We start from the raw sequence: 26,253 nt of genomic DNA on the forward strand, positions 1-26,253 counted from the left end.
CGGTATACTTCTGCCTCCGCAGCCTGCCTAAAAGCGAACGGAAAACCGGTGCTGCGCTTGCTGGTACGTGTAAGTTACCTGCCAGCCGTGCGCCTTGCCTATCTCCTGCACAATGGCCAGGCCGAGCCCGTTCGATGCACTGTTTTGCTCTCCCTTTTTAAAGCGCTTGAACAATTGCTCCTGGGGCAGTTTTGCCTCCGGCCCGGAGTTCCGCACCGTGAACGCTGTGGCGTTTAGCTCCATCTCCACGCTGCCATGCTGCGGGGTGTAGCGCAGGGCGTTCGCCAGCAGGTTCGATACCAGTGTTTCCACCAGAAAGAGGTTGGCCCTTACGGTAACCGGCTCGCAGTTGAGCGACAGCTGGAGCTCGCGCAGCGTAAAGAGCTCCTCCATCTGCTCTGCCTGCCCTATCACCACCTGGCGAAAGTCGAGCTCCTGTTTCTCGGTAAAGGCATTGTTCTCCAGCTTTGCCAGTAGCAGCAGGTTCTTGTTCATCCGCGACAAGCGCTCCACGCCTGACTTTGCATGTACGATGTGCGCCGCCATCTCCTCGGACACCGGGTACTGGCTTAACCTGTCTAGCTTGGAGCGGATGATGGCCAGGGGCGTCTGCGTTTCGTGTGAGGCGTTCTCCGTGAACTCGCGCAGGGAAGTATACTCCTGCCAGCTGCTGCGGGTCATTTCCTCCAGCACGTTCCGGAGCTCCTCAAACTCCTGTATGTTGGAGCGCTTCAGCTGCACGGGCTTTGGGGTGCTTAGCGTAAACTGCTTGAGGGTGTTCAGGTTCTGAAAAAAAGGCTTCCAGATGGTACGGGCCGCCATGTAGTTGATCACCGCGCCCGCCACTATAAGCAGCAGTGCCATGCCTGCAAAAACCCAGGAGATGGTTTTGGAGAATTCCTCCCAGCCTACATGAGAATCCATAACGGTGATGCGGTAGTTCTGCCCGTTGATGACCTCTGTTTTCCGGAGATACTTGTACTCCTCATCCAGGTCCTGCACACGGTCGTACAGTAAAGAGTCACCAAACTCCTCGGCAAGGGTAAAGTTGTCCGGCACCAGCTCAACGGTGCTCATGGGGTTGTTGGGTATCCGGCCGGTGGCGATCTGCTCTGTTTCCAGGTCCAGCTGCAGGCGCAGCTCCTCGTTTATCTCATCATCCACCAGTTTCCGGATCACCAGCATCAGGGTAACACCTGCGGCAGCCAGGATGAGGGTGGTGGCCAGCAGGTACAGCAGCGTTGTTTTATGCAGCAGCCTCACGGGGTGTTCGTCCATTTATACCCCATCCCGTACACGGTGGTAATGTAGTCGTGCCCCAGGGCGCTCACCAGCTTCCGGCGCAGGTTCTTGATGTGCATGTACACAAAGTTGTAGTTGTCCGCCATGTCGTAGTTATCTCCCCAGAGGTGCTCGGCGATAGACTGCTGGCTTAGCAGGCGGTTTTTGTTGATGACGAAGTATACGAGCAGCTCGTACTCTTTTTTGGTGAGCGGCAACTTGGCATCCTGCACCATCACCTCCTTTGCCTGGGTATCGATCTGTAGCCCGGCAAAAGAAAGCACAGAGCTCCCTCTAAAGTCCTTCCGGCGGATAAGGGCATTTACACGGGCATTCAGCTCCTCCATATGAAAGGGCTTGGTCAGGTAGTCGTCTGCGCCCAGGTGAAAGCCCGTCAGTTTATCATCGAGCGAGTTTTTGGCCGATACGATAACAACGCCTGTTTCGGGGTGCAGCGCCTTCAGCTTTTCGAGCAGTTGCAGACCGTTCCCGCCGGGCAGGGTTATGTCCAGCACCAGCACATCGTACGCATACGCGCCTACCTTATCTTCTGCAGCTGCATAGGTGGATGCCTTTTCACACCGAAAGCCGTTTTCCGACATATAATGTTCCATCTCCTCCAGCAAAGCAGGCTCATCCTCAACTAAAAGTAACTTCATATATCAAACAGGGCATTTTTCTCCCGCAGCGCATGCCTCCGGCAAAACCACGGCAGCGGCAAAACGGGAGCCGTATCCCCGAATCTATTTGACCCGTCGGTCAATCTACAGATTTTCTACAGATTCCTTCACTTTATTTGCTCGTGAAGGAATGTAACAAAACTTCGGCGTACATGTACTTACAAGTTACCACCTAACCAGACGCGGGCTTTATGAATGCAAAGCTACACATACTCGTGACAGGAAGTGCCGGCTTTATCGGGCACCACCTCATGCTGGCCTTACAGCAGAGCGGCCACACAACCGTGGGGCTCGACTCCTTAAACAGCTATTACGACCCGCAGCTCAAGTATAGCCGCTTAGCGCAGCAGGGCTTTTCAGAGAACTGTATACAGCCCAAGGCCTTGGTTAGGAGCACCAAAGCACCCGGTTCTTCCTTTGTACAGCTAGACCTTGCCGACGCACAGGCCCTTCAGCACCTTTTTGCTGAGCAGGCTTTTGACGTGGTCATCAACCTGGCGGCCCAGGCTGGTGTAAGGCATAGCATCGACCACCCCGAAGAGTACGTTGCCAGCAACCTGGTTGGTTTTGCGAACCTGCTGGAGTGCGCGCGCCGCCACCACATCAAGCACCTGCTGTTTGCCTCCTCCAGCTCGGTGTATGGCTTAAACAAGGAAATCCCCTTCCAAACCAGCCAAAACACCGATGCCCCGATCTCGTTTTATGCGGCCACGAAAAAGGCCAACGAGGTAATGGCACACAGCTACGCGCACCTTTACGGCATCCCCACCACAGGGCTCCGCTTTTTTACCGTGTACGGCCCCTGGGGGCGCCCGGACATGGCGTACTATATTTTCTCCAGGGCCATTGTGGAGGGCAAGCCAATCCGTATATTTAACCATGGCGATATGCTGCGCGACTTCACATATGTGGATGATGTGGTGGAGAGCATTGTGCAGCTGCTGGGGCGCGCACCGGACGCAGCCCCTGTTCCTTACAAGCTCTATAACATCGGCAACAACCAGCCGGAGCAGCTGCTGGAGGCCGTGGCGATACTGGAGCGCCTTCTGCACCGCAAAGCAAAGCTGGACCTGCAGCCAATGCAGCCCGGCGATGTACAGGCCACTTACGCCGATGTGGATGAGCTGATGCAGGTGACGGGCTTCAGGCCCAGCACTTCCCTGGAAGAGGGCCTCTCCAGGTTTATCAGCTGGTTTAAGGAGTATCACCAGGTAGAGGACGCAAGGCCCCTGGAGGCCGCCTCTAAGTATAGCGGCTGAAGTACGCTTTCTCCAGCCGCCGCATAACCGTTACCGACACCAGCAGCCAGCCAGTGCCCGTGGCATAACCGGCCAAGACATCGGTAGCGTAATGCACTTTTAGGTAGATGCGGCTAAAGCCGATGAGCAACACGAGCAGCGTGAGCAAAAGCGTAAGAGTCCAGCGCCAGGCCATAACCGGCGCTTTCTGCCACACCATGTAGATCAGCAGGCCGTAGAAAGCCGCACCGATCATGGCATGCCCGCTCGGAAAGCTCAGGCCCGACTGGTGCAACATGGCAAATGCCGGGCGAGGCCGCTCAAAGTACCGCTTCATCAGCTGGTTAAGCACAGAGGTGGAGAAGGTGACCAGCAGCAGTTTCAGGGCCAGCCAGCGCCAGGAGGGGAAAAAGCTCAGCACCAGCACCACCAGCGGCGGTGCCACCAGCAGAAAACCTGCCGAGGCAAAGAAGGAGACGCGCTTCATGGCCAGTGTCATCCCCGGCGACGCAAGCCGGTCGGCCAGGGCAAAGAGCGCCGCATCCAGGGTATTGTCGCGGGCGGAGAACACGAGGTAAGCCATCAGCAAAAAAAGCAGCAGGCAAACGAAAAACGCCGCACAAAGTGCCAGCACCTCTAGCGAGAATAGAGCCAGCAGGCGCAGGAAAGTTTTGGAGATGCGTTGCTTCATGCTGTTTAAAATATAGGCGCAGTAAGATTGGGGGCTTCAGCGCAACTTTGCCGCCGGCGCCACTGTTACACAAATAACACGTTAACATATAACCAGTTAGACCGATGCTTGATAAAGCTTTTCAGTCAGTTTCCCTTACGGTACTTGTGCCGGTATATAACGAAGAAGGCTGCCTGCAGCGTTTCCGCGAGTCTATGGATGCCTTCCTGGCGCAGTCGCCGGTGCCTACGCAGGTGCTGTTCGTTAACGACGGCTCCACCGACGACAGCCTGCGCCAGATACGCGAGATCTGCCAGGGCAGCGTCGGCTACAGCTATATTTCCCTGGACCGCAACCACGGCCTGAGCACCGCCATCAAGGCCGGTATCGACTATTGCCAGACCAGCCATATCGGCTATATCGACTCCGACCTGCAGACGTCCCCGCTGGACTTCATGCTGCTGCTGGAGCATGTGCCGCAGCATGCCATGGTGATCGGCATCCGGGCCAAGCGCAAAGACACGTTTATCAAGAAGATCTCCTCTAAAATAGCCAACGGCTTCCGCCGCTACATGATCAACGACGGCATTGTGGACACAGGTTGCCCGCTCAAGATCATGGACGCCGCCTATGCCAAGCGCGTGCCTTTCTTCGACGGGATGCACCGCTTCCTGCCGGCCCTGATCCAGCTGCAGGGTGGTAAGGTGAAGCAGCTGCCGGTGCAGCACTTTGAGCGCTTTGCAGGTTACTCCAAGTACCACCTGTTCAACCGCCTGTGGGGGCCGCTAAACGATACGTTTGCCTTCCGGTGGATGCGCAAGCGCTACATTAACTACGGCATAGCCGAAGAATTCGAAAACCAGCCCGTAGCCAATGGACATATCTGAGATGCTCATATACGGCATCGGTCTGCTGGCGCAGCTGTTGTTCTCGGCACGCATTATCATTCAATGGGTTATGTCGGAGCGGGCGGGCAAAGTGCTCTCCCCTGCCTCCTTCTGGACCACCAGCATGGTGGCCTCCATCCTGCTGATGGCCTACGGCGCGCTGCGCAACGATATCGTGATTGTGGGGGGCCAGCTGATCTCCTACTTTATCTACATCCGTAACATTAAGCTGAAGAACGTTTGGGAGGAGCTGAGCGCACCGGTTCGCTGGGGGGCGCTACTTTTCCCGTTCATGGCCCTGGCCTGGCTCCTCTGGAGCGACCAGTACAGCTTTAGCTACATTATGGAGCACAGCAAGATCTCGGGTGCGCTTATTGCCTGGGGCGGAGCGGGGCAGCTGATCTTTACGCTGCGCTTTGTGTACCAGTGGTACTACTCCGAGCGGGAGCAGGAGTCGGTCATCCCCATCGGGTTCTGGGTTATCAGCCTGGTGGGCAGCCTGATGATTATGTCTTATGCCGTGCTGCGGCTGGACCCTGTGCTGTTTCTGGGCCAGATTTTTGGCACTGTGGCCTATAGCCGTAACTTTATTATCGGGCTCCGCGAGCAGCGGTCGGCCCAGGAACCTTCTACCTCCAACTAAACCTCATGCTGCAATCTGAGCACCTGCGTGGCGGCCGCCTGCTGTACGGCCTGCTGCTTGTCCTGTTTTTGCTGTTACTGTATAACTTAGGGGGCTGGGGCGTGATCGAGACCAGCGAGGCGCGCTACGCCGAGATCAGCCGCGAAATGTGGCAAAGCGGCCAGCTGCTTCACCCGCGCCTGCTGGGCATTCAGCACTTCCACAAGCCGCCGGTCACCTACCAGGTTTCCGCCCTCGGCATGGAGCTGTTCGGCCCCAATGCCTTCGGGGCCCGCTTCTTTCTGCAGGTGTCACTCGTGCTGCAAGTATGGCTGGTGTACCTGATCGGCAAACTGCTTTTCAGGGATGGGCGGCAAGCCCTGCTGGCGGCCGTTGTTTACCTGACGATCCCCGCCGTGCTGCTCTCAGCCCGGAACCTCACCACCGACTCCTTCCTCACAACCTTTGAGCTTGCCGCCATTTGGGCCTGGCTCAGGTATAAAGCCGATGCCAAAGCCGGCTGGCTGTACCTCTTTTACTTTTTGCTGGCGCTGGCCTTTCTGACGAAGGGGCCTGTGGGGCTGATTTTTCCGGCTCTGGTGGCCATTGGGCTGGCAGGTGGCTTTACAACAGCTAAAAAGCGTTCGCCAGCCTGGCACCATGTGCCGGCCATACTGCTTTTCCTGGTGATCGGTGGCTCCTGGTACGCCTACCTCATGCTACAGGACCCACAGTTCGTGGACTACTTCCTGTTTAAACATACAGTCCAGCGCTACGCCAACCCTGAAACCTTCGGCCGCTCCAAGCCCTGGTGGTTTTACCTGGTGCTGGCCCCCGCGCTCAGCCTGCCCTGGTCTGCCATACTTGTGGTATACTTTAAAAAGCTGAAGGAGCTACCGGCACAGTTTAAGCGCCTGTTTATACTTTGGATACTCGTGCCGCTGGTGTTCTTTTCCTTCTCCGGGTCCAAGCTTATTCTCTACATCCTGCCGCTGTTTGCCGGGCAGGCCCTGCTTACGGCCTGGCTGCTCCGTGCCCTCTCTGCAGAGGCACTGCGGAAAGTAACGCGCGGCAGCCTGGTTTACTTTGGCGTGCTGGCGGTGGCCTTTCTTTTAGCCCCACTGTTACCTGTGGGCATCGACTTACCGCTGTGGGCACTGGTTTTTCCGGTGCTGATGCTGGTGGGGCTGTTTATCGTTTGGCGCAGGCCGTTACCCCAGCTGCAGGCGCTGCTGGCGGGTGCGCTGCTGTTCACCCTGCTGCTACTGCCCTACTCTACGCACCTGATGGGCCACAACCCGCAGCTGACCAACGGCAGTCGGCCTATAGCCAACGTTATCCGGCAGCATAACCTGGCGCAGCGACCGATATTAGTTTACAACAAGCTACTCCCTTCGCTAGCCTTTGAGTTGAACAGGAGCATTGTCTCCCTGGAAGATGGCAGCAGCGACCTGGACCGGGAAGTTCAGTTTGAGCGGGACGAGCGTTGGCGTGAGGACTTTTTACGGCTGGAAGACCCCGCAGATGCAGCGCGGCTGCGACAGCTCCTACAGCAGCAACCGGTGCTGGTGGTAAAAAACACCTTGCCCAAGGAGCGGCAGTGGCTGCTGCAGCATTTCAGCCAGCATGTGAAGGTGGGGAAGTGGACGGTCTTTTACTAAGCAGCACGTACAGGTGAGCGCTTCCGGTACGCCAGGCATACGCATGACCTAATTCTTACTGGACCTCAGCCTGTACCTCCCTTTCCTCCGCTCACCGGGAAAGCTATTCCAGCTTTCCGCAGATGTCACCTCAGGAGCCTTTCGAAGGAGTAAAGTGTTGAAGCTGGCCGCAAAACCGGCAGCCTGTAAAGCCAGAAAGAAGCAGCAGTTTAAGGGGTGGTTTTGGCTCCGTTGCAGCAAATCCTGCCAATGTATAAAAGGCACCAGCGGGAGCTTGCGCCAGAAAAAATTCCGGAAGTTGGAGGAAGAGCTAACTCCAGGAAACAAGGAAAGCAGCGGCTAAGCAAGTATACTTTTCAAGCCGGTCAAGGTGCGAACCCGCCTTGTGGTTAGGCACACTGAAAACCTGAGCAGAAGGGACTAAAGCAACACAGTCGGAGTTCGCAAATCACCTACACCCGAGCCCTGCACCTCCGGCACGCTTTGAGCGAGGTTGCTTCAGGGTCGGTTCAACTTTTGAAGCACTGCTTCCTAAAGGCCATAAAACAAAAAAGGCTGATCCGAAGATCAGCCTTTTTAAGATTTAGTGTGCGCAAGAAAGGACTCGAACCTTCACACCTTGCGGAACTGCCGCCTGAAGACAGCGCGTCTACCAATTTCGCCACTTGCGCTTAAGTCACTATATCAATTTAACGTCCCAAAACCCTTTAACCCGTTGTGTTGATTGGGACTGCAAAAGTAACAGCTTGTTTGTAATTTGCAATACACTTCCGCTAAAATATTTATTCTTTTTCGGCCGGCTCCTCCAGTACGATGGGCGTGATTTCCTTTCCGGAGAAACGCTCGATGCGGCGCAGCGTGCTAATACCAACGATAACCCACAGAAAGCCAGCGGCAAAGCCTGCCAGCACGTCAGAGGCGTAGTGTACCCGCAGGTAAACCCGGCTAAAGCCAATCAGGAGAACAAAAATACTTAGCAGCACAATGAGCGTGTTCCGCAGGTGCACATTCTTTACGTTGTGCCACACCAGGTAAATCAGAAGACCGTAGAAAGAGGCCGCCATCATACTGTGCCCGCTCGGGAAGCTGAGCCCGGAGGTCTCGACCAGGGGGGCCATAGGGCGTTCGCGGCCAAAGAAATACTTCAGGATCAGGTTCAGCGAAATACTCCCCAGCGCTACCACTGGCACCTTGAGGGAGTTCCAGCGGTGCTTGCGCACAAACAGATAGTAGGCAATAAGGGCCAGTGCCGCCGGTGTAAGAAACTGCCGGGAGGCAAAAAAAGTGATAAACTTGATAAAGCCGTCCATGACGGGGTTGCCCAGGCTCGCCGCAAAGTCAAAGGCAGCCTCATCCATCCCCACCGTGTCGCCCTGCACCACTTCGCTGCCCAGGTACAGGAAACCAACGATACAAACCAGGAACAGCAGCCACACAAATAGCAGCTCCACGGTAAAGAGTGCCGTGGAGGCCATCATTCTCTTATAGAAACTTCGGATCATATTGCTACAGAATTGTGAATACCCCATGCAAAGAGAGGCACAGTTGCCCATACCTCCGTATGCACGGATAAGTTACTAATACTTGAACTATGAAAGAAAGCATCAGGTTATTTGTTGCCGCCGCTTTGCCCCCGGCGCTGGTAGACAGCTTACAGGAGCAGCTCCAGCACTTCTCCCACCCGGCTCTCCGTTTTATGCCGCGCGAGAACCTGCACCTTACGCTGTACTTCATCGGCCAAGTGCCACGGGAGCAGCTGCCGCTACTGCAACGGCAGATAGGCCGGGTCGCCAGCCGCCATCAGCCGTTTACGCTGCAACTGGAGCAAATAGAGCCGGGGCCAAAGCCAAAGAACCCGCGGCTGGTGTGGGCCAGGTTCGCACCGCACCCAACTTTTGAGGCCTTGAGCAGGGAGTTGGCAGAAGCACTGACAGGGCAGCCTTTAAAGGGGCAGAAACCACTACCGCACATTACTCTGGCCCGCTTCCGCAAAGACCAGAAGCCGCAGCAGCCCCTCCCCCACGTTACGCCGGAGGAACCGCTGCAGCTCGCGGTGCAGGAGATTGCCCTCTGGCAATCGGCCCTGGGCTCGCCTCACCCTACCTACTCGGTGCTGTCGTCTTACCCACTGGGTTAAAACCCGGCACCGCAAAAAGCAGTAATAAGCACTATTTTACGACCAAGCGCATACACATGAACCAAACAGAGCTGACCGAACTAGTGTTGGGGTTAAAAGACAAGGGACTGACAGTGGCTTTTGCAGAGAGTTGCACAGCAGGCTTACTGGCTGCTGAATTCGTAAAGGCCAAGGGAGCCAGCGATGTGCTCAAGGGCAGCCTGGTGGTATACCAGCCGGAAGTAAAGCAGAAGCTCCTCGGCGTAAAGAAGGATACCCTGGACCTCTACACCGCGGAGTCGCAGCAGGTAACCAATGAGATGGTAATGGGCCTGCAGAAGCAGCTGGGGGCGGACATCAGCATTGCCACCACCGGGCTGGCAGGCCCCGGCGCCTCCGAAACCGAAGAAAAGCCGGTGGGCACCATGTTCGTGTCTTTCCTCTATGACGGGAAGGCGGAAGAGTTCCGGGAAGAGTTTAAAGGCAACTCCGACAGCGTGCGCAAGCAACTGGTGGAGTATATTCTGCAGAAACTAAACGGGGTGCTAAAGCAGCATTACGACCGCTAACCCTTAACTTGCGCCAACACCCACTTTTATACTTTGCCCCAACTCCCCGATAGCGGCTTTACGCGCGTAGCCTCCTTTTACGATGCCCTGGCCCGGCTGGTGTACGGCAGCGCCCTGGAGCAGGCGCAAGGGGCACTGCTGCCGTTTCTGCCACGGCAGGCACGGGTGCTGGTGATCGGGGGCGGCAGCGGCTGGCTTCTGGAGCAGCTTTTGGTAACAGGCAAACAGCTCGAGATCCTCTACCTTGATGCCGCCCCGGCCATGCTGGAGCGGGCACAGAAGCGGTACAGGGCGTTCGGGCAGGCGCACGCTTGCAGGGTCAGCTTCCGGCTAGGCACGGAGCAGGCGCTGCAGCCGCAGGAGCAATTTGACGTTATATTCACGCCTTTTCTCCTGGACCTCTTCCCGCCCCTGCGCCTGCGCCGCCTCATGTCGCGCCTCTCGGCCGCGCTGGCCTATCAAGGGCTGTGGCTCTTTGCAGATTTCTGGCCCGTGCGGCAGCCCCCACCGTGGTGGCAGCGCCAACTGGCCCGAAGCATGTACCTGTTTTTCGGGTTGATCAGCGGGATAAAGGCAAAGCAGTTTCCGAGCTATGGCCGCCATTTTAGCGCGTTAGGCTTTCAGGAAAAGTATAGCCGCGCCTTCTTCCGGGGCATGGTGCAGGCAAAGGTGCTCCAGCGGCCTATGCCGTCCGTGCCGGAGTGTGCCTGAGGCGGCCGCCGCACAAGCGGAAAAGCAGGCCAGCCGTGCTCCCCAAAAGTATAGCTCGGAAGCGCCGGATGCCCAAATCACTGTCCAAACATTGCTCTCTTGCTTTCTCATCACTATATTTAGTGATTCATCTACACGAACCAATCCAATGAGATCTAAACTGTACAGCCTGCTTGGGCTGGCACTGGGGCTGACGCTGCAGCCGGTGCTTGCGCAGCAGCAGGCAAAGTATGAACTGTCCTTCCCCAACGCGGTACACCATGAGGCAGAGGTAAAGGTAACCTTCTCCAACATCCAGGGCGACACCCTGAAAGTGCTGATGCCGCGCACCTCCCCCGGCCGCTACGCCGTACATGAGTTCGCCAAAAACGTGTACAACGTACGCGCCACCGATACCCAGGGCCAGCCGCTCCAGATCTTCCGCCCGAACACCAGCGAGTGGGATGTGCTGGGCCACCAGGGCGAGGTCACCGTTAGCTATACCCTTTTTGCAGACCACGCCGACGGCACCTATGCCGGTGTAGACGAGACACACGCGCACCTGAACATGCCTGCCACACTGATGTACGCCCGCGGTTTTGAGCAGTCGCCGGCCTACGTGACCTTTAACATGCCGCAGGGCAGCAACTGGAAGGTAGCCACGCAGCTTCGCCAAGAGCAGGGAAACACGTACTACGCCCCGCATTTTCAGTACCTGATGGACAGCCCCACCGAGCTGAGCGATTTCGACTTTGCCGAATGGACCGTGAAAGAGGGAGGCAAAGAAAAAGCCGTTCAGGTGGCACTTCACCACACAGGCACCCAGGAGCAGTTTGACGCTTATGTGGCGCAGGCGAAGAAGATTGTGGCAGAGCAGCGCGCAGTTTTCGGAGAGCTGCCCGACTACGACTTCGGCCGTTACACGTTTATCGGGTGCTATATGCCCCAGGCCGTGGGCGACGGCATGGAGCACCGCAACTCCACCGTGCTCACCAGTTCCCGCGCGCTGGCCGCTGCCATGAACCCGCTGCTGAACACGGTGTCGCATGAGTTCTTCCACGCCTGGAACGTGGAGCGCATCCGGCCGGCTTCGCTTGAGCCGTTCAACTTTCAGGAAGCGAACATGTCGGAGGCACTGTGGCTGGCAGAGGGCTTTACCAGCTACTACGGCGACCTTACCATGGCCCGCACCGATATTTTCGGCCTGAAGGAGTATGCGGATGGCCTGGCCGGTGACCTGAACTATGTGCTGCTGCTCCCGGGCCGCCAGTACCACAGCCTGGTAGAGATGAGCCAGCAGGCCCCTTTTGTGGATGCCGCGCGCTCCGTGGACCCCGTTAACCGCCAGAACACCTTTATCTCCTACTACACCTATGGCAGCATGACCGGCCTCGCGCTGGACATGACCCTGCGCCAGCAGTACAACAAAACCCTCGACGACTTTATGCAGGCGCTCTGGCGCAAGTACGGGGCACCCGAAAAGCCGTACACGCTGGCGGACGTGCAGGAGACGCTGGCAGAGGTAAGCGGAGACGCCGCCTGGGCAAAGCAGTTCTTCCAGCAGAGCGTTTACGGAAGCCAGTTGCCGGACTTTACACCGCTGCTGGCCAGGGCCGGGCTGGAACTGCGCAAGTCTAAACCGGGGGAGGCAACGATTGGCATGGTAGGGCTGAAGTACGGGAAGGAGGGCGCAACCATCCTGAACGGCACCTTTGTAAACTCTGGCGCCTATAAGGCAGGCTTAGACCGTACGGATGTGATTCTGACGCTGGACGGCCGCAAAATCAAAAGAGAAAAAGACCTGCAGAAGGTGCTGAGCAAGCACAAGCCGGGCGACAGCATTCCGGTCACCTTTAACCGCCTCGGCAAAACCCAAAGCACCACCCTTACCCTGGAGGAGGTACAAACGCTGGAGGTAGTGCCGTACGAAAGCACAGGCAAGCAGCTAACGCCGGAAATGCAGGCGTATCGTGCCGCATGGCTGGGCTCCAAGGCAGAGTAAGGCAATAAGCACTGTGGCCAGCCGTTTTAGCCACAGTTGCTTTTAAACTCTACAGCCCGTACCTTAGTATAAGAATTTATACTTCAGAGATTTCCACGTGAAAAATATATTTAGAACAGTATTAGTCGCAGGGCTGCTTTACGCGGGGCAGGCCACGGCACAGGAGATGAAGCCAAGCCTGGATGCCGCTCCCGTTCCAGCAGCTTCGGAGGCGGCCCCGGCACCGGTTGTTTCCGCGGAGCCGACTGCCGAAAAGCCGTCGTGGTCGGGCCCCAAGCTGAGCTACAGCCTGAACATGGGCGCAAGCTTCAGCAACGGCTTTGGCAGCGCGACCTATGTAGAGCCGTCCGTGCGCTACCAGGTAAGCAACCGCTTTCGGGTAAACACCAGTCTGGCGTACGTGCACACCACACCGTACAACACTTCTGCTACAGGTCCTGAGGGCACCACCGTCATGTACCGCAACGGAGGCGGCAGCCACTATATCGCCAGCGTGGGGGTGGATTACCTGGCAAGCGATCGGCTGATGCTGAGCGGCAACATCTGGCGCGACTTCTCTAACCTGCCTGCCGGAGACCTTAGCGCCGGCTTCTACAGCCCCGGCCGCATGGGGGCCGATTTCAGGGCAACGTATAAAATCACGGAGCACTTTACGGTTACAGGCGGTGTCCGCTACACAGAGGGCTCCTCCCCTTTCGGCAATCCGTACTACTCCCCTTTTGCGCCGGGCTTTGGCAACAGCAACTGGTAGCTAGGTAACTCCAGCTCATCATAAAAACGCTTCTTTGTATACCAGAGAGGCGTTTTTTATGCGCTGCCCCGGCGTAAACACCCGTTGCGGCACCGTGCCTGCCTAACCTAATCTGCCCTTATCGTGTTATATAGTTAAAACAAACTGATTCAGACATTGCAGCAGCCTAACAACCACACCCGCCACATTAAAAACGAGCGCCTCGAAACTATAAAGCCTGCGTACAGGGGCAACAAAATCGTAAACGGCCGCTTTGCCAACGGAGAAGAGCTTTACAACCCGAACTTCAGAGACGTGCTGCGCTGGCAGCTGAGCAAGAACCCGCAGCACGACGAGAAAAAGCAGGACAACTACACGCCTCCCGTGCAGCACGGCAAAGCCTTTGTGCATGATGACAAGGACATGGTGGTTTGGCTGGGGCACGCCTCGTTCTTTATCCGCCTCAACGGCGTTACCTTTCTCACGGACCCGGTTTTCTACGACCTCCCGCTGCTAAAGCGCAAGTCAGGTTTGCCGTGCGCCCCGGAGGAGCTGCGGAACGTAGACTTCATACTGCTCTCCCACGGCCACCGCGATCACCTGGACAAGAAGTCCATCCAGACCGTTATCGGGAGTAACCCGCAGGTAAAGGCACTGGCTCCGCTGCGCGCCGGCGACATACTGCGCGGCATCAACCCACACCTGCCTTACCAGGAAGCCGGCTGGTTCCAGAAGTATGACCTGGTGCCCGACGCGGTGGAGGTGTACTTTCTGCCGGCCTCGCACTGGTACCGCCGGGGGGCGCTGGACATGAACCGGGTACTCTGGGGCAGCTTCCTGATCAAGACGCCCACCCTGACCCTGTACTTTGCCGGAGACTCGGCCTTCTCGACGCACTACGACGACATAGAGGCCCTGTTTGGTCCGCTGGATGTGTGCCTCATGCCGGTAGGGGCCTACAAGCCCGCGTTCCTGATGAGCAAAAGCCACATGAACCCAAACGAGGCCGTGAAGGCGTACAACCGCCTGCGCGGCGGCATGTTTATCCCGATGCACTACGGCACCTTCGACCTGTCGGATGAGCCGGCCAGTGAGCCGGTGCGCCTGCTGGAGCAAATCGCCTCCACCGGCGCGCTGCAGGGGCTGCGCATCCCGGCCATAGGCGAGTCGGTGTTACTACATGAATTTTGATAAAACTAGCATGGGAAGTTTGTTTTGCTATATTTGTAAACTGGATCACTAATTCACCTGTTTACGAACTACTGCTTACACTATGTCTCCTACCCTTATCATAGGCTTGATCGTAGCCTACTTCTGTATTCTGATATTTATATCGTACCTCACCAGCCGGAACACCGACTCTGAGACCTTCTTTCTGGCCAACCGCTCCTCCCCGTGGTACGTGGTGGCCTTCGGTATGATCGGCACCTCGCTGTCGGGTGTCACGTTTGTGTCTATCCCGGGCATGGTGGCGGTGTCGCAGTTCTCTTACCTGCAGTTTGTGCTGGGCTACCTCCTGGGCTATTTCGTTATCGCCACGGTGCTGATGCCGCTCTATTACCGCATGAACCTGGTGTCCATCTATACTTACCTGGAGCAGCGCTTCGGGTACTGGTCCTACAAAACGGGGGCGGGCTTCTTCCTGCTCGCGCGTACGCTGGGGGCGGCTATTCGCCTGTTCCTGGTGGCGGGGGTGCTGCAGCTGGCCGTTTTCGACGAGATGGGCGTGCCTTTCTCGGTGTCTGTGATCATTACCATCGCCCTGATCTGGGTGTACACCTTCCGGGGTGGCATGAAAACCATTATCTGGACCGATACCTTCCAAACAACGGCTATGCTTGTGGCTGTGGGTGTCAGCATCTGGCTTATCTCTGACGAGCTTAACCTTGGCTTCCAGGGCATGATAGACACGATCAAGGCCAGCGACTACTCCCAGATCTTCTACTGGGATTTTAAAGACAGCAAGTACTTTCTGAAGCAGTTCTTCTCCGGCGCTTTTATCGCCATCGTAATGACGGGCCTTGACCAGGATATGATGCAGAAGAACCTGAGCTGCAAGAACCTCGGCGAGGCGCAGAAGAACATGTTCTGGTTCAGCATCATACTTGTTTTCGTAAACATCCTGTTCCTGGCGCTGGGCGCCCTGCTGTACGTTTACGCGCAGGCAAAAGGCATTGCCCTTCCGGAGCGCGGCGACGATGTGTTCCCGTTCCTGGCCCTGAACCACTTCACCTACTTTGCCGGCATCGTATTTATACTGGGTATCATCGCTATTACCTACGCCTCTGCCGACTCCGCCCTCACGGCGCTCACCACTTCCTTCTGCGTGGACTTCCTGGACTTTAAGAAGCGTAGCGAGCAGCAGCGCGTGCGCCTGCGCTACATCGTGCACGCCGGTTTCTCGCTGGTGATGGTGCTGGTGATCATCGCTTTCGACATCCTGAACGATGACAACGTCGTTACGGCCGTGTTTAAGGTGGCCGGCTATACTTACGGCCCGCTGCTGGGCCTTTACAGCTTCGGCATCTACACCAAGCGTGCCGTGCGCGACAAGTTCGTGCCTGCCGTTTGCATCATAGCGCCCTTGCTCACCCTAATCGTCAGCTACAACTCCGTTGATTGGTTCTGGGGCTATGAGTTCGGCTTTGAAGTGCTTATCCTAAACGGCTTCCTGACCTTTGTGGGCCTGATGGCCGTCTCGTCGGGCAAGGTGAACGAACTGGAGCTGGCACAGGAGCAGCAAACGGCTTAGTGTATCCTTTAGGGATGATATAAAAGAGAGGCGCAGGGTTTGCGCCTCTTTTTTATTGCCCGCTCCGGCCGTTGCGAGCAGCAGGCAACGCACCTTCTGGTTAACATCCCCGCGCTAAAGGGCTTTTTTCTCCGCATAATCCTTACCTTTGTAAGATTTTGTGGGGGAGTGGCATCTTTAGGCCCTTTTGCCTGTTATACCACCATACCCATAGGCTTTGCAGGCTTTGCCGAGCTGGCAAAAGCCTCTAAGAACATTTAAGCAGCATATCATTAATGGCAAAACGCGGATTCGGGTTCAGCGGCGGCGAAAAGGAAAAGGAAGGCAGAAAGAAGATTAGCAAGGAAAGCTTTCGCCGCGGCCTTCAGATTTTCTCTTACGTACTCCCTTACAAGTATAAGTTTATCGTCGGGCTCGCTTTTCTGGTACTGTCCAGCCTTACCTTCATGGCTTTCCCCTACCTGGTAGGCGAGCTTTTCAACTCATCCACCGGTAGCCCCGACGGGCTGCTCCAGGACATCAACATGATTGCCATGGGGCTGTTCGGGGTAATCCTGCTACAGGGCATCTTCTCGTTTTTCAGGGTTTACTTCTTTGCGCAGGTGAGCGAGAACGCCGTGGCAGACATCCGCCGCGACCTCTACAGCAAGTTTGTGCAGCTCCCGATCTCCTTCTACGAAAAGCGCCGCGTGGGCGAAGTTACCAGCCGCATCACCACTGACGTGGCGCAGGTGCAGGATGCCATGTCCATCACTCTGGCAGAGCTTTTCCGCCAGACCACGACGCTGATAGTAGGGGTAGGCATCATCATGTGGACTTCTATCAAGCTCTCGCTGTTTATGCTGGCCACCTTCCCGGTGCTGGTGGCGCTGGCCCTGGTATTCGGTCGCAGAATTAAGACGCTCTCCAAGAAAACACAGGACGAACTGGCCAACACCAACGTTATAGTTGAGGAAACGCTGCAGGCCATCAACACCGTAAAGGCCTTCACAAACGAAATGTTTGAGGTGGCGCGCTACCGCACCACCCTGGGCAGAGCCGTTAAAACCGCCCTCTCTGCCGCCTACTACCGCGGTGCCTTTATCACCTTTATCATTATTGGCCTTTTCGGCGGCATCATCCTGGTGATCTGGTACGGCGCCACGCTCGTTGCCAACGGCGATATCGACGGCGGAAGCCTTATCTCCTTTGTGCTGTACACGGTGTTTATCGGGGCCTCTGTGGGTGGCCTGGGGGAAATCTACGGCAAAGTGCAGTCTGCCCTGGGCGCTACGGAGCGTATTCTGGAAATACTGCAGGAGCAGGAGGAGCCAACAGACAAAGGCGTAAAAGCACTCCGTGAGATCCCTCGTGTAAACGGTGACATTGCGTACCAGCACGTGGCTTTCTCCTACCCTACCCGCCCGGACCTGCAGGTGTTAAGCAACATTAACTTCAGCGTGCGGGCCGGGGAGAAAATAGCCCTGGTTGGCCCGAGCGGCGCCGGCAAATCTACCATCATCCAGCTTCTGATGCGCTACTACGACGTATCAGGCGGGAGCATTACAGTGGATGGCCGCGACATCCGCGACATGAACATGACGATGCTGCGCGGCAACATCGGCGTGGTACCGCAGGAGGTGCTCCTGTTTGGCGGCACCATCCGGGAGAACATTGCCTACGGCCGCCCGGAAGCAACGGAGGCCGAAGTAACAGAAGCAGCCCGAAAGGCCAATGCCTACGACTTTATCATGTCTTTCCCGGAGGGGATGGATACCCTGGTGGGTGAGCGCGGCATTAAGCTTTCCGGCGGCCAGCGCCAGCGCGTGGCTATTGCCCGGGCCATACTTAAGAACCCAGCCATCCTGATACTGGATGAGGCCACCAGCGCCCTCGACTCTGAATCGGAGCACCTGGTGCAGCAGGCCATGGATGAGCTCATGAAAGGCCGCACGACCATCGTTATCGCCCACCGCCTGGCCACCATCCGCAAAGTGGACAAAATCCTGGTGATCGAAAACGGGGAGATTGTGGAGGAGGGCTCCCATGAGGAGCTGTCGCATAACCCGGAAGGCATGTATGCGAACCTGCTGAAGCTGCAGTTTGAGCTAAGCTGAGAACAGGCTAAAAAGGCTACCGTCCGGCCTTACGACAAAGTATAAATCCTGCTGTGGCACTGTCCGCAGCAGGATTTATACTTTATACATACACCTTTAGCTATACTTTGCGTAAGAAGTTGCAAGATGCGCCCGAACCATACTTTTCGCCTGCCCTACCCTTTGCTGCTTGCCGGGCTTCTGTTGCTTGCGCTGCAGGCGCGGGCGCAGCGGCACCCGGGCACGTTCAGCGCCATGAACGCCTATTACCTGGAGATGGGCGGCAACTCCGACACCTACTCCCTGAACTTCGACCGGCTGCTGTACCAGTACTACAACTTTAAGGCAGGCGTGCGGGCCGGCATTGGCACCAACCTCTTTTTTCAGGAGGGGGAGCCGGGTGTGTACCCTGTTGTGCCGCTGGAGGTGCTGGGCATGGTGGGCGGCACCCAAAACCACGTGGAGTTTGGCCTGGGCTACACCCGCCGCTTCACTGGCGACCCGGACCTGCTCCACAACATGTACTTCGCCCGCGTCGGGCTCCGGTACCAGCACCCGCAGGGCGGCCTGCTGGTGCGGCTGGCCGTTACCCCGTTCATCTCGCCCGAAAACGACTCGGGCACGCCCGGCGTGGCAGTGGTGCCGCGGTTTGGGTTGAGTGTAGGGCGCAGCTTCTAGTCTGTCGAAGAAAGCGCACCCGCGGGTAAACATCGTTCGGTTCGATTATAGATAATTTGTAATATTACACGCTTATAAAGCTTTCACTCAACTAAAGAAGAACCATGAAGAAAACAATTATCGGCTTTGCCCTCTCGGCGGCACTGTTGTTTGGCGCAAGTGCTGTGCAGGCGCAGGGCATCAAAATGCCGGCTCCAAGCCCATCGCAGAAAGTTGAGCAGGCGGTTGGCCTCTCCACCATATCTGTAGACTATTCGCGCCCGTCGGTGAGAAACCGTACAATCTTCGGAGACCTGGTGCCTTACGACAAAATCTGGCGCACCGGGGCCAATGCCTCCACTAAGATTAAGTTTTCGGATGATGTAACGATCGAGGGCAACAAGATCCCGGCCGGCGAATACGCGCTGTACACCATCCCCGGCAAGGAGGAGTGGACTGTAGTTATCCACAAGAACACGAAGCACTGGGGCGATGGCGGCAAAGACTACAACCCGGCCGAGGACCTGGTTCGCTTCAAAGTGAAGCCGCAGCAAAACCCGCGCAAGGTGGAGTCCTTCACCATTAACTTCACCAACCTGCGCACAGACGCCACGGACGTGGAGATTCTGTGGGACGACACGATCGTGCCGTTCACCGTGAAGACCGATGTGGACAGCAAGGTGATGAGCCAGATACAACAGCAGGTGATAGAGGGCACAAACGTAAACCCGGGTGTGTATGCGGCCGCCGCTAACTACTTCTTCGACACAAACCGCGACCTGAAGCAGGCGCATGAGTGGATAAAGAAGGCCAATGCCACCGACCCTAAGTTCTGGAACGTGCACACGCAGGCCAAGATCGAGGCGAAAATGAACAACTACAAGGCAGCCATCAAAACCGCTGAGAAGTCTATGGAGTTGGCCAAGGCCGCCGGCAACGAAGACTATGTGCGCCTGAATGAAAAGGCCATAGCGGACTGGAAAAAGATGAAATAAAGCTATCTTTGCTTTTACCGTATAATGAAGCCTCCGAGGGTATACTTCGGGGGCTTTTTTGTGGCATTTAAAAAGAGGAAACGTTGGAAGAGAAGAAGCATTCGGAAGAGCACCTGGGCCCGGCCCGGGAGTACTGGTGGAACGAGGACTACCTGGAGTTGCTGGCGGAGCGGCTCTACATCCGCTACACGCAGACGCTGGTGGATATTGGCTGCGGCAAGGGCATGATGGGCTTCAAGTTTTCGAAGTACATGCCGGCCGGGGGCAAGGTGTACGGCGTAGACTACGAGCCCGGCTACATTGCCGAGGCCCGGCAGCGGGCGCACAGCGAGTTTGGCCACAACGCCATCGACTATGAGTTTAAAGTGGGGAATGCCACAGACATCCCCCTGCCCGACAACACCGCCGACGTCACGCTCTGCCAAACGCTGCTGATCCACGTAAAGAACCCGCAGCGCGTTATTCAGGAGATGATGCGCGTAACCAAGCCCGGCGGTTGGGTGGTGGCCCTGGAGCCGAACAACCTGGTGCCGAACCTGATGTTTGACCGCTACGGCGAGACCGACTACAACGTGGAGGCGATGCTGGAGGTGCTGGAGGTGAAGCTGCGCATCGAAAAGGGGAAGAAGCAGCTTGGCGAGGGCTTCAACTCGCTCGGCGACGTTGTGCCCGACCTCTTTCTGAAAGCTGGCCTGCAGGATGTGAAAGTATGGATCTCCGACAAGGCCCTCTCTATCATTCCGCCTTATGACACCCAGGAAAAGATGCTGCGTGTGGAACAGATGCTGCAGTGGGTGGAGAGCGAGGCCATGGGCTACGACTACAAAGATAACCTGAACTACTTTATGGCTGGCGGCGGCGATAAGGAGAAGTTTGACGCCTATTGGCAGAAGCTGCTCTACAATAAGATTATGCTGAAGGAGAAACTGCAGCGGGAAGAGTACGTGTCGGCTGGCGGAAGCCTGGTATACATTGTAGCGGCGCAAAAGCCAAGGTAAGGGCTGCTTGCCTTTGCTAGCGCCGCAGCTCAAGGCTCTGGCTGGTGCAGATAGAGGCACTAGACGGTCTTTTTCTGCCTCCACCAGTATGCTTCTCCAACTACGCTGCCCCCTCCCCTGGCGCAAGTCTTCAGACTTGTGTCTTGTTATAATGTCGAGTTTGTAACTCGACTGGCTTGCAAAGCCATACTTACTTAGCTGCTGCTATCCCTGTTGCAATTATACTTTTGGTATTTTCTTCTGGCGCAAGCGTCCGCTTGTGCCTAAGGCTGCCTCTGCTAACTGTATTTATACTTTCACCCTGCTAACGCGAGTTTGCAACTCGTGCTTTAAAAGCTACCTCTTATGCCGCAAGTCTTTAGACTTGTGTGCTTTTATAGTGTTGAGTTTGTAACTCAACTGGCTCGCAGAGCCATACTTGCATAGCTTTAGCCAAACCTGCTTCAGCTTATACTTCCATTGCCTCAGTTCTTTGCATCTCCAACCAAGCTATCCTTTCTAGCTTCCGTTCATCCTCCAGCTCCCATACACCTTACTGTTTCACTTTATACTTTGGAGCGCTCATGCCCGCGAGGGCTCGTCCTGGGGGTAGGGGCCCTCTATTAGCTCCGCTGCGGGCTGCCCTTACGGGCACCGCAACAGGCACAAGGCACTCAACCAAAGGACTCGGATCAATCAGATAGCTCAGGCTGTAGGAGCTTCTTAAAGATACAGGACTTGTAGGGGCAGATCGCGACCTGTCCGCGCGACACCGCCCGCTATGAAACGTATACTTATAGAACAGTATCAGCCAAATTCTCCTCATCCGAGAGGCGCCGGTTCTTCTGTAGGATTTACACTTTCCTCTACACCGCTTTCTTCTTCTCCCCGAACCCTGCCTGAAGTATAAACCCGAAAATAACCACACAGCCACAGCCGATGACGTTGAACCAGAGAAAGGCGATATCCGTGAAGTAGTAACAGTAAAGCACCACCGCCTCAGCCAGCAGGGCGGCAAAGAACACCGCATTGCCCCTGATGCGCTTAAAGTAGAAGGCCACCAGGAAAATACCGAGAATCGTGCCGTAGAAGATGGAGCCAATGATGTTCACCGCCTGAATCAGGTTATCCAGCAGCGAGGCGTACGTGGCAAAGAGGATAGCGATAAGCCCCCAGCCCACGGTAAAAAGCCTGGAGGCGTTCAGGTAGTGCATCGGGCTGCCGTCCTGCTTAACCGAGCGCTTGTAAATATCCACCACCGTTGTCGAGGCCAGCGCGTTAAGCTCCGAAGCCGTCGACGACATGGCTGCCGAGAAGATGACGGCCAAAAGCAACCCCACCAGTCCCGTTGGCAGGTATTTCATCACAAAGGAGATAAACACATAGTCAGTGTCCCTTACCTCAGCGTCTGGTGTTGCTTTCCGGATCACCTCCTTTACCTGCTCCCGCACCTGCTTCCCGGCCGAAGTATAGCTGTCCACCTGCGCCTCGGCAGTGGCGATGGCGGCGGCATCCTCGGCCTTTAAAGCGCTTACCAGGCCATGCACGGCCTCCTGCTTTTGCTCAAAGAGCGAGGCATACGTTGCCTCCAGCCCACGAAGCTCATCGGCATATTCGGTGGCATATACTTTGCCTTTGGCGGCCTCGTTGAAGAACACCGGCGGCTGGTTAAACTGGTAAAACACAAACACCATCACCCCTATAAACAGGATCAGGAACTGCATGGGGATCTTGAGCAGGCCGTTGAACAGCAGCCCCAGGCGGCTCTCCCCCACCGACTTTCCGCCCAGGTAGCGCGCCACCTGGCTTTGGTCGGTACCGAAGTAAGAAAGCGCCAGGAAGAGGCCGCCTGTCATCCCGGACCAGAAGTTGTACCGGTCGTCCCAGCTGGTTTCCCAGTCCCAGGAGAAATCCACCACATTCATTTTACCCATTTTGCCGGCCACCGCCACCGCATCGCCAAAGCCGACGTTGTCGGGCAGGTAGCTTACCACCATAATGCCGGCGATGATCATACCGCCCATCATCACGGCCATCTGCTGCTTCTGCGTTACGCTGACGGCCTTTGTGCCCCCGGACACCGTGTAAAAGATCACCAGTACCCCGATAATCAGGTTGGTGGCCGTCAGGCTCCAGCCCAGCATGGTCGACAGTATAATGGCCGGCGCATAGATGGTAATGCCCGCCGCCAGGCCGCGCTGCACCAGAAAGAGCAGGGCCGCCAGCGTTCGTGTTTTCAGGTCGAAGCGGTTTTCCAGAAATTCGTAGGCGGTGTAAACGTTCAGGCGGTAGAAAATCGGGATAACGGTGACAGAGATAATGACCATCGCGATCGGCAGGCCAAAGTAGAACTGCACGAAGCGCATGCCGTCTTCATAAGCCTGCCCGGGCGTGGACAGAAACGTGATGGCACTGGCTTGCGTGGCCATGATGGAAAGGCCGATGGTCCACCACTTCATGGTGTTGTCGCCCTTCAGGTAACCTTCAATATCTTTGCTTCCGCGCGTTTTCCAGACGCCATAGCTCACAATAAACCCAAGTGTGCCCAGCAGCACAACCCAATCGAGTGGCCTCATTCGTAGTATTTGGTAATGCAGTAAAACAGGAGGATCAGAAAGGCGAGGTTGCCCAGCACCAGCCAGTACATGCCGGACCAGCTGCTAAAAAACGGGGGCTTCGTGATCGGTGCCTCCTCGTCTACAGGCTTTTTTTCTTCCATGGTGTTAGCTTTGAGAAGAGCCACAGGCAAATGAGAGGCTCTAAAACCCCTCTCCTTTGCCCAGAAAGCTATTTTATACTTGATTTGGCCTCGCCGGCGGCTGGGCTTTCCTTGCCCAGGGAAATAAGGTTGGAGAACAACCGGTAGGCCCCGGGCACACCGGCTGGCAACTCCCTGAACCAGGAGTAACCCGTGTAGATATAGTACCCTTTGCCATACTTAGCCACAAGCAGACCGCCGTCACGGGCTGGCTCCCCGGGGTCGTTGGACGAAAGTATAGGGGTAAAGGCAGCGTCCCACGCATTCGGGAAGTATAAACCCCGCTCCTGCACCCACCCCTCAAAGTCCTCCTTGGTGATTTTGTTCGGCGTGTTGAGCACCGGGTGGTTTGGTTGCAGGAACCTTACCTCGGCATCCTCCACCGTTACCCGGTCGCGGGAGAGCTGGAGCGGGTACGGAGCGATGCCGGGCATTACCAGGCTATGGTTGGTGTTGTACTGCACAATCAGGTTACCGCCCTGCTTCACATAGTCCAGCAGCGTGGGCTGGTAAAATTTAATGCGGTCTACGGTGTTGTAAGCCCGCACCCCCAGTATAATGGCGTCAAACTGCTTCAGGTAATCCAGGCGCATGTTCTCATCCTGCAGCAGGGTTACCTCATAGCCGATCTGCTGCAGGCTGGCCGGGATTTCGTCGCCGGCCCCCATCAGGTAACCTACCCGCTGGCCGCGCTTCTGCAGGTCCAGCTTCACGATTTTTGCGGTGGCCTCCGGAAAGGTAACCTGCGCCGGAATATGGCTGTAGCTGATCTGGTTCAGGCCCTGGGAGTACGTTTTGCCATCTACCGAGGCAATGGCCGTCAGCTGCGCCTCCTGCTGTTTTTTTGGCGGGTACACCATAAAGGCTATTTGCTGCTCAGCCCCTTTGTTCTGCAAGTTAAAAGGCACAGCGGCTGGTTCAGCACGCCAGCCTTTGGGCAGCTGCAGCCTCAGTTCGCCGCTTACTTTGTCCTTGCCGGCTTTTACCAGCACCTGCACCTGCTTCGGCTCCTGGCCTGCAAACATAAACACGTGCTCCTTCAGGTTTACGAACACCGGCGGCGTCACGACGAACGGCCGGTATACTTCCCCCGCCACCGGGTCGGTGCGCTTATGCACGACAGGCACGCTTACCTGCAGCGGCTCCCCGGCCACCTGTAAAGTAAAGACAGCCTGGGCTGCAGGGGCATTTTCCGGCAGGCCCACCTGCTGCTGCTGCTCTACTGCAAACATGCCCAGAGAGCCGGGCTTGCGCAGCCAGTACGGCTGCGAATAAGCCATACTTTGCGGAAGCACTTTCCGCGCGCTGTACTTCAGGGGCTCGTTATTTTTAAGGCTGATGTTAAGTGTGGTGTCTGTATTAGCAAAACTGTAGCGGACACTTTGCAGCGTAACCGGCTCCGCCGAGCGGTTAACGGCCTCTACCTGTAGCTCTACAGGCTGGCCGGGGGCAGCGGCGAAGTCGGCAGCCGTTACCTCCAGGTACAGGCCCAGCGCGTACTGCACCACATCCTGCAGCTCCTCCAGCTTCACGCGCTTCCAATAGCTATCGGGCAGTTTCTCCAGCTCTTTTTTGGCCGCGATAAGCGTCGGCACCACGCTGGCAGGTTCAGAGGGCTTATACCCCTCGATGGCCTTGCGGATAAGCTGCTGCACTTTCTCTCCCCCCTTCACTCGGCCCCAACTGGTGTTGATTCCTTCAAACAGCTCCTGCTGCGCCTTGTCGCCTGCCGTGTGCTGCAGGTACTCTATACTTGTTCCACGTGTACCGCTCGCGCCAAACCCCTGGCTTTTGTGCATGCTGCGGCTCTCGGCGGCAATCTCTCCGTAAGACTTGCCCAGCAGCGGGTTGTAGCCGCCCACATCTACCTTCAGCAGCGCCTTGCCATGCTTCTCAAATTCTTCCTGGCTCTTAAACGACCACACGCCCGTGTTCCAGAGCAGGCGCCTGGGCTGCCATGTTTCCACATACTTTAGCTGCTCCGGAAACCGCTGGGGGTCAGCAGCGGCCTGAAAGGCTTCCTCGGCAAGTATAGCGGAGGCGCTGTGGTGGCCGTGGCCGGCGCGCTCGTCGGGCGGAAAGCGGGTGATCATCACATCAGGTCGAAACTTTCGGATGGTCCAGACCATATCGGCCAGCACCTGCTCTTTATCCCAGATGGTAAAGGTCTCCTCCGGGTTTTTGGAGAAGCCGAAGTCGTTGGCCCGGGTGAAGAACTGGCGGCCGCCGTCGGTACGGCGCGCCTGCAGCAGCTCCTGCGTACGGATAATGCCCAGCCCCTCCCGTATCTCCGGCCCTACCAGGTTCTGCCCCCCGTCGCCGCGGGTAACGGCCAGGTAGCCGGTATTATAGAGCTTCTCGTTGCTCAGGTAAGCGATCAGGCGGGTATTTTCATCGTCCGGGTGCGCGGCCACATAGAGCACCGAGCCCAGCACGTTCAGCCTTTGCAGCTCCTGCAGCACCTGGGCCGAAGATGGTTTCCGGGGCACCTGCGCATGTAGGGGCTGCAGGCAGGCCAGCAGCGCGAGGGTGAACAGCAGGGTCCGGAGTCGGGAAAAGTATAGCTTCATAGTATGGGTTGTACAAGCACTAACGCGGCAGAGCAATCTACCGGCATTGTAAAGCTAATCATTTCTGAGGATGGATGGTACGCCAGAAGCGGCCTATCTGACAGAAAGTGCAACTTCTGAGATGAACGGCGGCTATGGCTTCCTATACTTCTGATACCGCAAAAAGCACCTAATTCTGCCTTGCGGGGTATAATTCCAAGTATATATGTAAAAAATCAAGATTTAATTAGGATATATATTAGCAACACCCTATGTTTGTATCGCACACTAGAACTTTTTCTCGATTTCTTTTCAATTTCATAACCAAACCCATGTGGTAGCGG

The 26,253-nt window shown here is 56.5% G+C and carries 22 protein-coding genes and 1 tRNA gene; 15 read left to right on the plus strand and 8 right to left on the minus strand.

Translation table 11 applies throughout. From position 1 onward, the window contains the following. Positions 1–27: 27 nt before the first annotated feature. The gene (locus CA264_RS12700; RefSeq protein ID WP_025607665.1) at positions 28–1,278 is read right to left on the minus strand and encodes a sensor histidine kinase; all 1,251 of its coding nucleotides are present in this window, start codon (positions 1,276–1,278) and stop codon (positions 28–30) included. Further along, positions 1,260–1,940 (minus strand): response regulator transcription factor, encoded by a 681-nt coding sequence (locus tag CA264_RS12705; RefSeq protein WP_025607667.1) that lies wholly within the window; start codon positions 1,938–1,940, stop codon positions 1,260–1,262. The genes CA264_RS12700 and CA264_RS12705 overlap by 19 nt, the downstream gene beginning before the upstream one ends. 212 nt (positions 1,941–2,152) lie before the next feature. Here CA264_RS12705 and CA264_RS12710 point away from each other — a divergent pair, with 212 nt between their 5' ends. Beyond that, entirely contained in the window at positions 2,153–3,220 is a 1,068-nt protein-coding gene (locus tag CA264_RS12710; protein WP_025607669.1) for an NAD-dependent epimerase/dehydratase family protein, read from the plus strand. Here the strand turns inward: CA264_RS12710 and CA264_RS12715 are convergent. Next, on the minus strand, positions 3,204–3,890 hold the full coding sequence (locus CA264_RS12715; protein WP_025607671.1) for a phosphatase PAP2 family protein: 687 nt from the start codon (positions 3,888–3,890) through the stop codon (positions 3,204–3,206). The two genes, CA264_RS12710 and CA264_RS12715, sit on opposite strands and share 17 nt — an antisense overlap. Before the next feature lie 104 nt (positions 3,891–3,994). On the opposite strand from CA264_RS12715, the gene CA264_RS12720 reads away from it, so the two are divergent. Genes CA264_RS12720 through CA264_RS12730 form a run of 3 tightly spaced genes read left to right on the plus strand, consistent with a single transcriptional unit; the run spans position 3,995 to position 7,039 of the window. Continuing rightward, entirely contained in the window at positions 3,995–4,756 is a 762-nt protein-coding gene (locus CA264_RS12720; protein WP_025607673.1) for a glycosyltransferase, read from the plus strand. Continuing rightward, positions 4,743–5,399, plus strand: coding sequence for a lipid-A-disaccharide synthase N-terminal domain-containing protein (locus CA264_RS12725; RefSeq protein WP_025607674.1), 657 nt, complete (start codon positions 4,743–4,745; stop codon positions 5,397–5,399). Before CA264_RS12720 ends, CA264_RS12725 begins: the two co-directional genes overlap by 14 nt. Positions 5,400–5,404: 5 nt before the next feature. Beyond that, entirely contained in the window at positions 5,405–7,039 is a 1,635-nt protein-coding gene (locus CA264_RS12730; RefSeq protein ID WP_025607675.1) for a glycosyltransferase family 39 protein, read from the plus strand. 589 nt (positions 7,040–7,628) lie between these two features. Here the strand turns inward: CA264_RS12730 and CA264_RS12740 are convergent. Then, a tRNA-Leu gene (locus CA264_RS12740) sits at positions 7,629–7,710 on the minus strand. A gap of 111 nt (positions 7,711–7,821) precedes the next feature. Beyond that, complete coding sequence (locus CA264_RS12745) at positions 7,822–8,541, minus strand: phosphatase PAP2 family protein (protein WP_025607678.1); 720 nt, start codon at positions 8,539–8,541, stop codon at positions 7,822–7,824. An 89-nt stretch (positions 8,542–8,630) separates the two neighbouring features. Here CA264_RS12745 and thpR point away from each other — a divergent pair, with 89 nt between their 5' ends. The 11 genes from thpR (at position 8,631) to CA264_RS12805 (ending at position 20,623) form a co-directional block, all read left to right on the plus strand. Beyond that, positions 8,631–9,176 carry an RNA 2',3'-cyclic phosphodiesterase gene (gene thpR / locus CA264_RS12750; RefSeq protein ID WP_036776148.1) on the plus strand — a complete coding sequence of 182 codons (546 nt, stop codon included), beginning with the start codon at positions 8,631–8,633 and terminating at the stop codon, positions 9,174–9,176. 56 nt (positions 9,177–9,232) lie between these two features. Further along, positions 9,233–9,724 (plus strand): CinA family protein, encoded by a 492-nt coding sequence (locus CA264_RS12755; protein ID WP_025607679.1) that lies wholly within the window; start codon positions 9,233–9,235, stop codon positions 9,722–9,724. Between the two features lie 33 nt (positions 9,725–9,757). Continuing rightward, positions 9,758–10,435: a class I SAM-dependent methyltransferase gene (locus CA264_RS12760; protein ID WP_025607681.1), complete on the plus strand. Its 678-nt coding sequence runs from the start codon at positions 9,758–9,760 to the stop codon at positions 10,433–10,435. A gap of 148 nt (positions 10,436–10,583) precedes the next feature. Continuing rightward, positions 10,584–12,416 carry a M61 family metallopeptidase gene (locus tag CA264_RS12765; protein ID WP_025607683.1) on the plus strand — a complete coding sequence of 611 codons (1,833 nt, stop codon included), beginning with the start codon at positions 10,584–10,586 and terminating at the stop codon, positions 12,414–12,416. Between the two features lie 97 nt (positions 12,417–12,513). Next, complete coding sequence (locus CA264_RS12770) at positions 12,514–13,167, plus strand: hypothetical protein (protein ID WP_237151116.1); 654 nt, start codon at positions 12,514–12,516, stop codon at positions 13,165–13,167. Between the two features lie 156 nt (positions 13,168–13,323). Beyond that, positions 13,324–14,337 (plus strand): MBL fold metallo-hydrolase, encoded by a 1,014-nt coding sequence (locus tag CA264_RS12775; RefSeq protein WP_025607685.1) that lies wholly within the window; start codon positions 13,324–13,326, stop codon positions 14,335–14,337. Between the two features lie 82 nt (positions 14,338–14,419). Next, positions 14,420–15,898, plus strand: a complete 1,479-nt coding sequence (locus tag CA264_RS12780; protein ID WP_025607686.1) for a sodium:solute symporter — start codon at positions 14,420–14,422, stop codon at positions 15,896–15,898. A gap of 275 nt (positions 15,899–16,173) precedes the next feature. Further along, positions 16,174–17,994, plus strand: coding sequence for an ABC transporter ATP-binding protein (locus CA264_RS12790; RefSeq protein WP_025607689.1), 1,821 nt, complete (start codon positions 16,174–16,176; stop codon positions 17,992–17,994). Between the two features lie 126 nt (positions 17,995–18,120). After that, complete coding sequence (locus CA264_RS12795) at positions 18,121–18,651, plus strand: hypothetical protein (RefSeq protein ID WP_025607691.1); 531 nt, start codon at positions 18,121–18,123, stop codon at positions 18,649–18,651. Between the two features lie 104 nt (positions 18,652–18,755). After that, a complete protein-coding gene (locus CA264_RS12800; RefSeq protein ID WP_025607693.1) occupies positions 18,756–19,625 on the plus strand; it encodes a DUF2911 domain-containing protein in 870 nt (289 codons plus the stop codon). 83 nt (positions 19,626–19,708) lie between these two features. Then, positions 19,709–20,623, plus strand: a complete 915-nt coding sequence (locus CA264_RS12805; protein ID WP_025607694.1) for a class I SAM-dependent methyltransferase — start codon at positions 19,709–19,711, stop codon at positions 20,621–20,623. Positions 20,624–21,468: 845 nt separating this feature from the next. Here the strand turns inward: CA264_RS12805 and CA264_RS12810 are convergent. The 3 genes from CA264_RS12810 to CA264_RS12815 form a co-directional block, all read right to left on the minus strand. Beyond that, a complete protein-coding gene (locus CA264_RS12810) occupies positions 21,469–23,178 on the minus strand; it encodes a sodium:solute symporter family protein (protein ID WP_025607696.1) in 1,710 nt (569 codons plus the stop codon). Next, positions 23,175–23,321 (minus strand): hypothetical protein, encoded by a 147-nt coding sequence (locus CA264_RS21870; protein WP_162912084.1) that lies wholly within the window; start codon positions 23,319–23,321, stop codon positions 23,175–23,177. The genes CA264_RS12810 and CA264_RS21870 overlap by 4 nt, the downstream gene beginning before the upstream one ends. A 68-nt stretch (positions 23,322–23,389) precedes the next feature. After that, positions 23,390–25,930: a PIG-L family deacetylase gene (locus CA264_RS12815; protein WP_025607698.1), complete on the minus strand. Its 2,541-nt coding sequence runs from the start codon at positions 25,928–25,930 to the stop codon at positions 23,390–23,392. Between the last annotated feature and the right edge of the window lie 323 nt (positions 25,931–26,253).

The sequence above is a fragment of the Pontibacter actiniarum genome, assembly GCF_003585765.1.
GTDB lineage: Bacteria > Bacteroidota > Bacteroidia > Cytophagales > Hymenobacteraceae > Pontibacter > Pontibacter actiniarum.